Below are 12,338 nucleotides of genomic sequence, written 5' to 3' on the forward strand. Positions count from 1 at the left end.
CTCATGGGAAGGATCCAACGTGAAGGCTGTGATCATCGGGGCCGGGATGGGTGGCCTGAGCGCGGCCATCGCGCTCAAACAACTCGGTATCGACGTCACGGTCTATGAACAGGTCACCGAGAACAAGCCGGTCGGCGCGGCGATCTCGGTCTGGTCCAACGGCGTCAAATGCCTCAATCACCTCGGCCTCGCCGAGGAAACCGCGGCCCTCGGCGGCATCGTCGACTCGATGAGTTACCTCGATGGCTTCACCGGCGACACCATGTGCCGATTCAGTATGGCGCCCCTCATCGACGAGGTCGGCCAGCGCCCCTACCCGGTAGCCCGCGCCGAACTACAGCTGATGCTGATGGAGGCGTACGGGTACGCCGACATCAACTTCGGCAAGAAGATGATCTCGGTCACCGACGGCCCCGACGCGGCAACCGTCGAGTTCGCCGACGGCACGATCGATTCCGCCGACGTGGTGATCGCCGCCGACGGCGCGAAATCGCGAACGCGCGACTATGTGCTCGGCACCCCGGCGCAGCGCCGCTACGCCGGCTACGTCAATTTCAACGGCCTCGTCGCCGCCGACGACGAGATCGGACCGGCCACCGAATGGACCACCTACGTCGGTGACGGTCGGCGGGTGTCGGTGATGCCGGTCGCCGGGGACCGCTTCTACTTCTTCTTCGACGTACCGATGCCTGCGGACGCGCCGTACGAACGCGGCAGCGCGCGTGAGGTTCTCACCGCCGAATTCGCCGACTGGGCACCGGGGGTACACAAACTGATCGCGGCACTCGATCCGGCCGCCACCAACCGGGTGGAGATCTTCGATCTCGATCCCTTCCACACGTGGGTCGCCGGGCGCGTGGCGCTCCTTGGCGACGCCGCACACAACACCACCCCCGATATCGGCCAGGGCGGCTGTTCGGCGATGGAAGATGCGGTGGCACTCCAATTCTCGTTCCGCGACCACCCAGACAACGTGTCGGCGGCGCTGGCCGCCTATCAATCCTCGCGAACGGAGCGCGCCGCCGAACTCGTATTGCGTGCCCGCAAACGCTGCGACGTCACCCATGCCAAGGATCCGGCGAAGACCGCGGCCTGGTACGACGAACTGCGCCACGAGGACGGCACCAACATCATCGCCGGCATCGTCGGCAACATCGTCGGTGGGCCGCTCACCTGAGCCGATCGTCGGCGCACCTCATCGGCCGGACGGGTCGGCGACGACGCCGGCCGACGGATTCGGTGCGAGTCCGTCGTGGGAGACGAGGGCCGCCGGTCGCGACAGGGTGGGGCCGGCTGCCAGCAGACCGATGATCGACCATGGCGCGGCACGCGGACTGTCTCCCAGACCCAGGACCGTACCGGTGCCGATATCCGGCACACCGAAACGCACCCCCGAATCGCTCACGTAGAACAGGGATTCGGCCCGGCGGCTGTCGCTCTCGTCGCCGGTTGCCTGAACGTATTCACCCGACCCGGGGCGCAGGTAGACCCGGTCGACGCCAGGCCCGGCACCGTCGGTCGAGGTCATGTGCACCGGCCGGGCATCGGCCGGAAGCGGTAGTGACCGCCCGGCGAGCAAGGTGGTCACCGCCGCCGGACGCGACCCACGCGTCCACGATCGGCACAGGACCGGTGCGGTGCCGGTGTCGAGCAGGCGGGGCCGCCGGACCGGGAACGCGCCGACCGGAAGGCTCGCGGCGACCGGCATCGCGGCAACCTGCCCGGGCGACAGGGTGATCACCGGGATGGTGCCGCCACGGTCGGCGAGCCGCAGGATCTCCGCCGTGAGCGCACCGATCGGCTGGACGCCGTCTGCGAGCACCACGTGATAGTGGCTCTCGTCGTGCAGGCCGGTGGTCTTGACCACCGATCCGATTCGCACGCCCGGTAGACCGGCCGCCGGGAGACCGGCGTCGCGGATCACCGGGACACGCAGATCGTCTACCCGCGGAAAGGAATTGAGCAGAGCCGTGCTGATCTGACGCGGTCGTACGCCTTCGGCACCCAGCGCGCGAAGCACCGGGACGTCGTCGGTGTCGATCTGGGCGCGTACCGGCGTCGGCGATCCGGCACCCTCGACGTGGTAGACGAGGAACGTCAGGCCACCACTGGTCACCAGGGCGGCGTCGGTGGATGCGGCGGTACCGATCCGGTCGTCGAGTCGCGGATGATCACCGATCACCGACAGTTCGATCGACTCCACCGGGGTGCCGGGAGTCGTCGACGACGAATCACAGACCGTCCAGCTCGACTCATGTCCCTGCGCCGACGAGTGCAGCGCGCCGGGGGCACCGGGGATGCCGAGCAGCGGGCCGCGGGGAAATCCGTCGAGCTTCTTGTCCGCGACCGACTTCGGCGAATCCGCGCTGCCCACGATCAGTCGGGCCGATGCCAGGTTGAGCACCGGATGCAGCGTGCCGTCGACCAGGACATAGGTGCCGCCGCCATCCTTGCTGATCACGATCTTCTCGTCGCCCACCGCACCCTGCGGCCGGACCACACCCCAGATACCGCACCCGGCGAGCAGGAGCAGCCCGAGGACCAGACCTACCGTCAACGCCTGCAACTGCGTGCGCATCGGGTCGTGCAGCATCCGGACGTCTCGCCGCACCAGGGCATGTTCGAGTCGTTTGAGCAGAAACCGATAGCCGTTGACTTGCGCCTTCGTCGTGAGCTGACGCGCCATCGTCCCGTCTCCCCCATCTCCGCGATCCCCACCCGCGGCCCCGACGCCTGCGAGGTTGTGATGAACTTCGACCGCCCTCGCTCTCGCGGTAGTAGCCTAACCGACTATCGGCCGGGTGCCGGACGGTTTTCCACCGCCCACAAGGACATTCGCGCCGCCAGGTACAGAAGTTCGGCGATACGCGAAACGTCGGGACGTCGTCGGCCCGGTACTCGTTTCCGATCGTGATCATCGTTGTCGATGTTTGATCTGGGGGGCTGCGGATGACTGTGTCACGGATTCGGCCGGGGACCGTGGCGACCACCGTCGACGCAGGCGTGACCATCGTGGCGCAGGTGATCCTCGCAGCCGGGGCGATCGGCTGGCTGATCGTCGGGAACCTGTGGGGCATGACTCTGTTCGGGCTGTCGATGGTCGCCGCCTGCACCCTCGTTCCGGTCGGCGACACCGGATCGGCCGCTCGCCGCATCCGGCAGCGGATCTCCTTCTGGCTCAACCGGCGCCGCCGCGGTGCCGACCGTCTCCCGGCCCCCTTCGACATCCCCACCGGCGACGATCGATCCGCCACCGGAGCCCGCGCAGTGTCCACCATCGGAACCCGCTGGACCGGCCGAACCCTGATCACCATGCTGCGCATAGCCCCGCCCGCCACGATCCTCACCACGCTGGGACCCGGCCACACCGCCGTCGCCGATGACACCGGACAGACGATCCCACTCGACGTGCTGGCCGACTGCATCAATCCTTACGACATCCGGCTGTCGTCGATCGAGGTGGTATCGCACGGTCGCCGTATCGGCGGAATCGGTCGAGCCGCCGACGTCTACGCCCGAACCGTCGGACCGTTGCCTGCCACCGCGCGACGGTCGGTCCTCATCGTGCTGCGCCTGGATCCACTCGACTGCCCGGATGCGGTGGCCCGCCGCGGCGGCGGCGGCACCGGGGCATTGCGTACCGCCACCATCGCCACGCGCCGCGTAGCCAAACGACTGACCGAAGCCGGCCTCCACGTGCGGCCCCTGACCGCGGCGCAGATCACCGCGGTGACCGCCGAACTACTCGACGGCACCGACCTCGACACCGTCACCGAGAGCTGGACGTCGTTGCGGGGCAGCGCAACCGGCGGAGGTCCGGCCACACATCTCACGACCGGATCGGTGGAACCGGCACAGCTGGTGGCGGCGCTGTCGGCACCGTGGCCCGCCGGACCGATATCGGTGACGACGGTCCTCGCAATGCGTCACGACAGCCGCGGCGGCCTCGAATTGCGCGGCGTGATCCGCACCGCCACACCGGCGCAGACGAGTACCACGCCGATCGGTCTACCCGCAGGCGTCCGCCGCCTCGACGGTCATCAATTCGACGCGCTGGTCGCCGGATTGCCGATCGAGACAACCGCACCGATCGAGCGCATGGTCGCACCGGTCACCGGGGCACGGGCAAGCCAGATCACCCGGGAACTGCGTCTACCCGCGGCCGGTTGCGGTCAGTTGGTGGGTGCCGATCGTGCCGGGCAGGGCATCGCCATCCGGCTGATCGGTGCCGATATCGCCCATGTGGTCCTCGCCGCCGAATTCGCGCTGACCGCACAGGTGGTGTTGCGGGCGGTCGCCATCGGTGCCCACGTCGTCGTCCACAGCCGCCGACCGCAGGACTGGGCACCGGTGATCGCCACGGTGGCCGACCTGGGAGCACTGTCGCTGTCGACCGATCGCATACCTGGCCGAGGTGCACTGCGGGCCGTGGTGGCCGACGGCGTCGACATACCGGCACCCCCGCCCGGCACCACCCGGATCACAGTTCTGCCACCGGGGACGGCCGGGCGACCACCTACCGACGACATCGCCCCCGTGACTCACTCGGGCAGCATCTCGATCGCCGACGCCGACGTTGTCATCCGTCAGAATCCCCGTGCACCACAGGAGATCTCGATTGCGACCCGGACATTACGACAGACTGTCACCATGGTGGCCACCCCAGCCGAGTGGACGATGATCGGCGGCCACCGGACGCAGTCCGATCGGGCCGGGGTCACCGCACCGATAGCGTTGGGTACCCACGCGTGGCCGGTGGGGCCCACCATCCCCTTCCGGATCGCGGCCGACACCCGCAGGTGAGCCGGTTCGGCGGAGCGACGGAACCAACCTCGTGTCAACCGGGAGTGGGCAGGCCGGCAACCGGTACCAGAGCCCGGAAGAACACCGCACGCGTGGACGCCGCACGGATGACGACATCGGGGTCCTCGTCGGCGATCCACGCCGCCTGACCGGCCGTGACGGTCATCGGCTCGCCGACCGGCGGCCGAACCTCGATGGTGCCGCTCAGCACGGACAGGATCTGTGGGCCGGGGATGTCGAAGCTGATCGAGGATGATCCGGTCAGCCCGGTCCCGTCCAATTCCACACGAGAGAGCCGGAATTCAGGTGCGGGCGTGAGATAGATGCGTTCCGCGCCCAGGGTGCGTACCGGCGGCGTCAGATCGGCGGTACGCACCGGGCTGAAATCGAGCACCCGCAGCAGTTCCGGGACGTCGATGTGTTTGGGTGTCAGCCCACCGCGCAGCACGTTGTCGGAGTTCGCCATGATCTCGATTCCGGTGCCGCTCAGGTAGGCGTGCAGATTCCCGGCGGGCAGGTACAACCCTTGACCGGGTTCCAGCCGTACCCGGTTGAGCAGCAGGGACGCCAGCACGCCCGGGTCGAGCGGATAGGCTTCACCGAGTTCGAGGACGGTGCGCAGCTCCGGACCGAAGTCGGTGTCGCCGGCCGCCAGCCGGGCCACCGCGCCCGCCAGCACCTCGGGAATGAGCAGTTTGATACTCGACTCCGGCAGCGTCAGCCAGGTCGTGAACAGCGCCCGCAAGCCGCTCGAATCAGGCTGGCCCGCAAGCATACCCAGATAGGGGTCGAGTGCACTCACCTGCAGATGGCGCAGCAGTTCGACGGTCCGCTCCGGGGTGGCGAAGCCGGCCAGTGCGTCGAACTCGGTGATGGCGACGATGAGTTCCGGCTTGTGCCAAGGATCGCGGTAGTTGCGGTCGCGCGCGTCGAGCGCCAGACCCAGCGCGTTCTCGCGTTCGAATCCTTCCCGCGCCTGCTCGGCGGAGGGATGGGCCTGCAGCGACAGCGATTCCTCGGCTGCCAGCACCTTCACCAGGAACGGCAGCCGGTCACCGAAGGCGGCGACACTCGACGATCCCAGTGCAGCAACGGGATCGGCTTCGATGGCGGCGAGCAGGTTGGTCTCGGGTATGCCGTCGGCACCGAGACACCTGGCCGGACCCGCCGGGTGCGAACCGAACCACAGCTCCGCCTCCGGATGCGCCGAGGGCACCGAGCGCCCCTGCATACTCGCAATGGCAGTTCTCGATCCCCAGGCGTACGGACGGATGACACCTTCCAGGGCTTTCATCGCACCGTGTTCCCCACCAGGCGGAGGTAGACCGCCGCCAGTTCCATTCGCAGTACCAATATCAGGAAGGACATCAGATTCACCGGACTGTCCGCGACGACGTCCTCACCGGGCGCGGGCGGTGAGGCCCACTCGGGCGCACCCGACTCCGATCGGCGTTCGCCGCTCTCGGTGTCGTCGCCGATCAGCAACTCGACATCGGCCAGCCCACCGACGCGCCTGCGGGTGAACCACTCGCGAGCCGCGGTCGTCGCCACCAGCACCCGGGTCGGCATTCCCGCGCGTGGACCATCGATCTCGGGGTCGTAGAAGATCGAGTCGACAGCACTCGCCGCACCGGAGTCGTTCCCGGACACCGCAACCGACGCGGCCGCATCACCAAGGTCGGCCGCCGCGCAAATCACCCCGGCGAGCGCCACGAAACTTGCCGCGGCATGGGTGGCGACCACGGTCGCCGCCGGGCTGTCGCCGGACCACACCACCGGCCGGCCCTGCACACGCAACGCGAGTGCCTTCGCCCGGTTGTGGAAACTCTGCCGCCCGGGATGGCCTGCGGACGCCTCGGCGTCCAGCGCGTCGGCCACCTCATCGAGCGGCGGCGCGGTAGGCATGAAACGCACCGCACGCAGTCCCGACAGCACCGCCAGAAAGGCCGCGGCGAACCCGACGAACCGCAGCCGCGGCTCGATGTCCAGCCGTGGGGACAGATCGATTCCATTGCCCCCCAAGGCATCACGGAGTGGACCGGCGATAGGTGCAACCACCACCACCTCAGCACGACGGCGCAGTCCGCGAGCGGCGGCATCGGCCAGCGCCATATCTCCCGCGTCGTCACCGGCGATCACCACCACATCGAGCGGGCCGATCCAGCCGGGCAGGGTCGGTGCGGTCACGATCGGGACGTCGATCCGCGCGGACACCGCGGCGACGATCAGTGTGGCCGCCCGAGCGGCGATACCCGCCCCGCCGTACACGATGACCACGCTGCGCGGACGCAGGTCGGCCAGCGGCTCCAACACTCCCTCACGCTCCGCCTCGGCGATGGCGCGCACCTGCGCGCCGGCCAGGGCCACCCCACGCAACAGACCGTCGACGTCGGCAGAGAACAACTCCTCGGCGTCGTCGAGATCAGGTGTACCGGTGCGCATGACACCAGCGTAGCCAGCCGGAGATGTCGGCGCGCACGGACCGGTGTCCGTATCGGGTATCAAGGTCCGCCGTGAGCGAACAGTCACTCAGTCGACAGGATCGGGAAGCACCCGCAGATGACCGCGACGACCCGGTCGCGGCTTGTGCACGGCACGCGCGGACATCCCGACCGACTCGTCGACCGGGCCGTTGGCGCGGTGCCGGCCGGGGCGCGCGTCGTCGTCGAGGCCGTCGAAGAGATCCGGAGCCGATGTCCGCGGACCCAGGCCGGCGCGGTCGTAACCTGCGCCACGGTCATATCCGGTGTGCTCGGCGAATGCGCCGCGGCCACCCGCGGCGACCCCGGCCTCGCGGACCGCCTCGGCGAGCGCGGTGAGTTCATGATCCTCGGCCAGAGGCGCGGAGAAACCGCGCTCGCTGCGCAGCATCTCCCAGCCGCGGGGCACCGTGATCCGACGTGCATGGTCGTCGCAGAGATCCCACGAATGCGGCTCGTCGGCGGTGGCCAGCGGGCCGATCACCGCGGTCGACTCCGCGTAGACAAAGGTCAACGTGGCCACCGCGGACCGGGCGCAGCCTGGCCTGCAGCACTGTCGGGGAAGCTTCACGTGTCGAGATTAGCCCCCTACGGCCGACAACACGATCTCGACACGCGGCCACCGCTTCGCGCGGCCACACGAGACAATGTCGCGCCGAACTCCTACACTCACGCCATGCGAATCGAGCCGTCCCGCCGACGTGTGGTCGGCGGGCACCGCGGTGGCCCACCCCGGCCGCCACGCCGACCAGCGCGTTTGCGCGATCGACGGGGCCGCGGCCTGCGTGCACCACTACTCCCGCCGTCGGTGCCTGCCTGGAACAGCCGATCCGACGAGTTCGACGCGGTGGCGCTGGAGGCCTTCGCCGAGATCGACGCGTCCTGGCACGATCAGATTTCCGAACTCGACATCGCGGTCGACGAGATTCCACGTCTACTACCGCGCGATCCAGAGACGGTGCAGTGGCCCGACGAGGTCACCGCGGATGGCGCGGTCCCGTTGGCACGACTGATCCCCGCAGGCATCGACGTACACGGACTCCCGACGAGGGCGCAGATCATCTTGTTCCGCCGCCCCTTGGAGAGCCGGGCGAAGAAGGGCACCGAGCTACTCGAATTGGTGCATGAGGTACTGGTCCAGCAGGTGGCCACTCATCTAGGCGTGGATGAGGACGTGATCGACCGCGGACCTGAGTGAAATCGGCCCGCGGTGATCGATCGACGCTGATCGACGTGTCGACTCAGATGATGCCGCGCTTGAGGCGACGACGCTCCCGTTCGGACAGTCCGCCCCAGATGCCGAAGCGTTCGTCGTTGTGCAGCGCGTATTCCAGGCACTCCGCCTTGACCTCACAGCCCGAGCAGATGCGCTTGGCCTCGCGGGTGGAGCCACCCTTCTCCGGGAAGAAGGCCTCGGGGTCGGTCTGCGCACACAGTGCGCGATCCTGCCACTCCTCCTCGACAGCGTCGAAGAGACCATCGAAGTCGTTGGACACCACCGAGAGATGACGGCGGTGATTGGGTTCGCACAGTTCTTCCGATGCCGGAGCGGACTCGACAGCAGTGCCGCCGATCATCGAAACATCCACGGGCCCAAGACTCTTGAAGAGATCGTCCGCCTCGGCGACGATGCTCGGGCGACCCGGTGACCCCTGCGGCCGAACAGGTTCAAGCGGATTGCCGATCGTGTTGTCGAAAGCCATCGTCGGCGCCTCCTAACTCGGGAAGTCGTAGTCTGTCTTGTCGTCTGCCGGCGTCGGCCGGGCCTCCCCGCTGTCGCGAGGCGCCCCATCCACGTCGGCTACATCTGCCACACCATTTTTCGATCTTCACCAAGTGCCCGAACGAACGACCGTACCCACGGTGCCCGTTCTCACCACCCGGATTCGAACACCTGATCGAAACCGTTGCCCTTCAGCGGTTCTCGATAGCAAACCCGGAATGACACTGTTGTGATTACACACGCCCAAGGCGGTTCGGGTCAAGCCGAGATAGAAAAAATCTCAATACCACCGTGAAGGTTCATCCTGTGGATTGACACGAACCGGCGTGCCCGGAGTGTGCTAAGTCACATGCGGGTCGACCAGTAGAGTGTTCGTGTGAAGGTGACCGTACTCGTCGGTGGCGTCGGTGGCGCCCGATTCCTCAGTGGCGTCCGCGAATTACTCGGCGCCACGCCGTTTCCCGCACACCAGGACGACCCGGGCACCGGCGGCGACCACGAGATCACCGCGATCGTCAACGTCGGCGACGACGCCTGGATGCACGGTGTACGGATCTGCCCGGACCTGGACACCTGCATGTACACCCTAGGTGGAGGTATTGACACCGAACGGGGATGGGGTCGGGTCGACGAGACCTGGCACGCCAAGGAGGAACTCGCCGCCTACGGTGCCGATCCCGATTGGTTCGGCCTCGGTGACCGAGATCTCGCCACCCATCTGATCCGCACCCAGATGCTCGACGCAGGCTACCGCCTCTCGGACGTGACCGCGGCGCTCTGCAAGCGCTGGCAGCCCGGTGTCCGCCTGCTGCCGGCCACCGACGATCGACACGAGACCCACGTGATCGTCGCCAAACCCGACGGCGAGGACGGCGAGCGCGTGGCAATTCACTTCCAGGAGTGGTGGGTTCGTCATCGGGCCCAGATCCCGACATTCGGTTTCGCCCAGGTCGGCTCCGACGACACCGTGGCCGCACCCGGCGTCGTCGACGCCATCACCGGTGCCGACGTCGTGCTGCTCGCCCCGAGTAATCCGGTGGTCAGCATCGGCGCGATCGTCAGCGTCCCGGGTATCCGGGCCGCCCTGCGTACCACGGCCGCGCCGGTCGTCGGGATCTCACCGGTCATCGACAATCGCCCGCTGCGTGGGATGGCCGACGAGTGTCTCTCCGTTCTCGGTGTCGAGACGTCGGCCGAGGCCATCGCCGAGCACTACGGCGCACGCAGCGGCAACGGCATCCTCGACGGATGGCTGATCGCGGACGGCGACAGTGCGAGCGTGGACTCCATCGCGATCGGATCGGCCCCGCTGCTGATGACCGATCCGGCCACCACCGCGGACATGGTCCGCGCGGCCTGCGCCCTCGTCGGTGTCGCCACCCCGGGCGGCGACGCGTGAACCTCTCGCCACGGGCCGATCACCGCGCACCCGGCAGCATCGAGATCCGACCGGTCACCGGACTTCCCGAGTTCGCCGACGGCACCGACGTCGCCGCCGAGATACTCAGCGCCGCACCATGGTTGACCGACGGCGACATCCTCGTCGTGACCAGCAAGATCATCTCCAAGACCGAGGGGCGGATGGTCGAGGCCCCCACCGACCCGGACGCCCGCGACGCCCTGCGCCGCCGGCTCGTCGACGAGGAATCGGTCCGCGTCCTCGCCCGCAAGAACCGCACCCTCATCACCGAGAACCGCATCGGTCTCGTGCAGGCGGCAGCCGGGGTCGACGGGTCCAACGTGCCCGCCGATCAGCTCGCCCTGCTGCCGGTCGACCCGGACGGCAGTGCTGCCCGCCTACGAACGGCGCTGCGCACGCAGGCCGGCCTCGACGTCGCGGTGGTCATCACCGACACGATGGGACGGGCGTGGCGCACCGGACAGACGGATGTGGCCATCGGCGCGGCCGGCCTGACGGTCACCCACCCCTACGCCGGCGGGAGCGACGAGCACGGAAATGAGTTGCTGGTCACCGACATCGCCATCGCGGACGAGGTGGCAGCGGCGGCCGACCTGGTCAAGGGCAAACTGGCGGGTGTGCCGGTGGCGGTGGTCCGCGGTCTCGACCCCGTCGACGACGGCACCACCGCGGCCAAGCTGATCCGGCCGGCCGAGGAGGATCTGTTCCGCCTCGGCACCGAGGAGGCCATCGCGCAGGGCCGGGCGGAGGCCGTGCTGGCGCGACGGTCGGTGCGCGAGTTCGCCGACACCCCGGTCGACCCGGACACCGTGCGCGCCGCGCTCGGACAGGCGCTGACCGCACCGGCCCCCCATCACACCCATCCGGTCCGGTTCGTCTGGGTGCGCTCGGCCGAGCGCCGGGCCGCGCTGCTCGACGCGATGACCGCGGCCTGGCGCCAGGACCTGGAGTCGGACGCCAAGACACCCGACTCGATCGAACGTCGGCTACGCCGCGGTCAAATCCTTTACGACGCACCCGAACTCATCATCCCGTTCCTGGTCCCCGACGGCGCACACGACTACCCAGACGAGCGTCGCAACGCCGCCGAGCACACCATGTTCACCGTCGCCGGGGGTGGCGCGGTGGCAACTCTGCTCATCGCCCTGGCCGCGCACGACCTCGGTAGCTGCTGGGTCGGCTCGACCATCTTCGCCGCCGACACCGTGCGCGCCGCCCTCGACCTCGGCGACGATTGGGAGCCACTGGGCGCTGTCGCCGTCGGGTATCCGGCGGCCGCGCAGGCACCGCGTGCGGCCGCCCCGACCGGTGACTGGGTGATCGAACTGTGAGCCGCGAATCCCTGCACGCCTCGGCGACCGAACTGCTGACCGGCTGGCGAGCGCCTGACCAGGACCAGGACGCGCTGCGGCACGCCTATCTGGCGTTCCTGGCCGCCACCGACGACGCCTGCCTACGCGCCTGTGCGGCCGGACATCTGACGGCCTCGGCGATCGTCTTCGACACCGCACGCACCCATGTGCTGCTGACACTGCACCCGCGGGTCGGTGCATGGATTCAGCTGGGCGGGCACTGCGAACCCGAGGACGCCACCCTGCGCGACGCAGCACTGCGCGAGGCGCGCGAGGAATCGGGCATCCCCGACCTCGTACTCGTCGGCCCCATCGCCCAGCTGCACACCCATCCGATCACCTGCTCACTGGGAGTGCCGACCCGCCACCTCGACGTGCGATTCGTCGCGGTGGCTCCCGCCACCGCCGACGGTTCGCTACCCGCGATCGTGTGCAGCGACGAATCGGTCGACCTGCGCTGGTGGCCGGTCGACGATCTGCCCGCCGACACCCGCGACAGCGACGTCGCACGGCTGATCGAGCTCGGGCGTACCGCCTCGGCTCGAACGTAGGGACGACCG

At 68.6% G+C, this 12,338-nt stretch carries 11 protein-coding genes; 6 read left to right on the forward strand and 5 right to left on the reverse strand.

The window, feature by feature from the left end:
* The first annotated feature begins 19 nt into the window (after nucleotides 1-19).
* The gene (gene hpxO / locus QSJ18_RS02720; protein ID WP_286324673.1) at nucleotides 20-1,177 is read left to right on the forward strand and encodes an FAD-dependent urate hydroxylase HpxO; all 1,158 of its coding nucleotides are present in this window, start codon (nucleotides 20-22) and stop codon (nucleotides 1,175-1,177) included.
* Nucleotides 1,178-1,195: 18 nt separating this feature from the next.
* Here hpxO and eccB read toward each other — a convergent pair whose 3' ends face one another.
* A complete protein-coding gene (gene eccB, locus QSJ18_RS02725) occupies nucleotides 1,196-2,686 on the reverse strand; it encodes a type VII secretion protein EccB (protein ID WP_286324674.1) in 1,491 nt (496 codons plus the stop codon).
* Nucleotides 2,687-2,949: 263 nt separating this feature from the next.
* On the opposite strand from eccB, the gene eccE reads away from it, so the two are divergent.
* Nucleotides 2,950-4,803: a type VII secretion protein EccE gene (gene eccE / locus QSJ18_RS02730; protein ID WP_286324675.1), complete on the forward strand. Its 1,854-nt coding sequence runs from the start codon at nucleotides 2,950-2,952 to the stop codon at nucleotides 4,801-4,803.
* Nucleotides 4,804-4,837: 34 nt separating this feature from the next.
* On the opposite strand, the gene manA is transcribed toward eccE, so the two are convergent.
* The 3 genes from manA to QSJ18_RS02745 form a co-directional block, all read right to left on the reverse strand.
* Nucleotides 4,838-6,097, reverse strand: a complete 1,260-nt coding sequence (manA, locus tag QSJ18_RS02735; RefSeq protein ID WP_286324676.1) for a mannose-6-phosphate isomerase, class I — start codon at nucleotides 6,095-6,097, stop codon at nucleotides 4,838-4,840.
* A complete protein-coding gene (locus QSJ18_RS02740; RefSeq protein ID WP_286324677.1) occupies nucleotides 6,094-7,245 on the reverse strand; it encodes a hypothetical protein in 1,152 nt (383 codons plus the stop codon). Before QSJ18_RS02740 ends, manA begins: the two co-directional genes overlap by 4 nt.
* A gap of 87 nt (nucleotides 7,246-7,332) precedes the next feature.
* The gene (locus QSJ18_RS02745; RefSeq protein ID WP_286324678.1) at nucleotides 7,333-7,854 is read right to left on the reverse strand and encodes a DUF3499 domain-containing protein; all 522 of its coding nucleotides are present in this window, start codon (nucleotides 7,852-7,854) and stop codon (nucleotides 7,333-7,335) included.
* A 105-nt stretch (nucleotides 7,855-7,959) separates the two neighbouring features.
* Here QSJ18_RS02745 and QSJ18_RS02750 point away from each other — a divergent pair, with 105 nt between their 5' ends.
* Nucleotides 7,960-8,481 (forward strand): metallopeptidase family protein, encoded by a 522-nt coding sequence (locus QSJ18_RS02750; protein WP_286324679.1) that lies wholly within the window; start codon nucleotides 7,960-7,962, stop codon nucleotides 8,479-8,481.
* Nucleotides 8,482-8,524: 43 nt separating this feature from the next.
* Here QSJ18_RS02750 and QSJ18_RS02755 read toward each other — a convergent pair whose 3' ends face one another.
* A complete protein-coding gene (locus QSJ18_RS02755; RefSeq protein ID WP_286324826.1) occupies nucleotides 8,525-8,782 on the reverse strand; it encodes a WhiB family transcriptional regulator in 258 nt (85 codons plus the stop codon).
* A 600-nt stretch (nucleotides 8,783-9,382) separates the two neighbouring features.
* On the opposite strand from QSJ18_RS02755, the gene cofD reads away from it, so the two are divergent.
* Genes cofD through QSJ18_RS02770 form a run of 3 tightly spaced genes read left to right on the forward strand, consistent with a single transcriptional unit; the run spans nucleotide 9,383 to nucleotide 12,329 of the window.
* Entirely contained in the window at nucleotides 9,383-10,405 is a 1,023-nt protein-coding gene (gene cofD, locus QSJ18_RS02760) for a 2-phospho-L-lactate transferase (protein WP_286324680.1), read from the forward strand.
* Nucleotides 10,402-11,757, forward strand: a complete 1,356-nt coding sequence (locus tag QSJ18_RS02765; RefSeq protein ID WP_286324681.1) for a coenzyme F420-0:L-glutamate ligase — start codon at nucleotides 10,402-10,404, stop codon at nucleotides 11,755-11,757. The genes cofD and QSJ18_RS02765 overlap by 4 nt, the downstream gene beginning before the upstream one ends.
* A complete protein-coding gene (locus tag QSJ18_RS02770; protein WP_286324682.1) occupies nucleotides 11,754-12,329 on the forward strand; it encodes an NUDIX hydrolase in 576 nt (191 codons plus the stop codon). Before QSJ18_RS02765 ends, QSJ18_RS02770 begins: the two co-directional genes overlap by 4 nt.
* Nucleotides 12,330-12,338: the final 9 nt, after the last annotated feature.

This window comes from Gordonia heveisoli (genome assembly GCF_030315745.1).
GTDB lineage: Bacteria > Actinomycetota > Actinomycetes > Mycobacteriales > Mycobacteriaceae > Gordonia.

Bases quoted from the DNA above. Each gene is read 5' to 3' on its own strand.
- eccB (WP_286324674.1), bottom strand. From the start codon at position 2,686: ATGGCGCGTCAGCTCACGACGAAGGCGCAAGTCAACGGCTATCGGTTT.
- eccE (WP_286324675.1), top strand. From the start codon at position 2,950: ATGACTGTGTCACGGATTCGGCCGGGGACCGTGGCGACCACCGTCGAC.
- manA (WP_286324676.1), bottom strand. From the start codon at position 6,097: ATGAAAGCCCTGGAAGGTGTCATCCGTCCGTACGCCTGGGGATCGAGA.
- QSJ18_RS02740 (WP_286324677.1), bottom strand. From the start codon at position 7,245: ATGCGCACCGGTACACCTGATCTCGACGACGCCGAGGAGTTGTTCTCT.
- QSJ18_RS02750 (WP_286324679.1), top strand. From the start codon at position 7,960: ATGCGAATCGAGCCGTCCCGCCGACGTGTGGTCGGCGGGCACCGCGGT.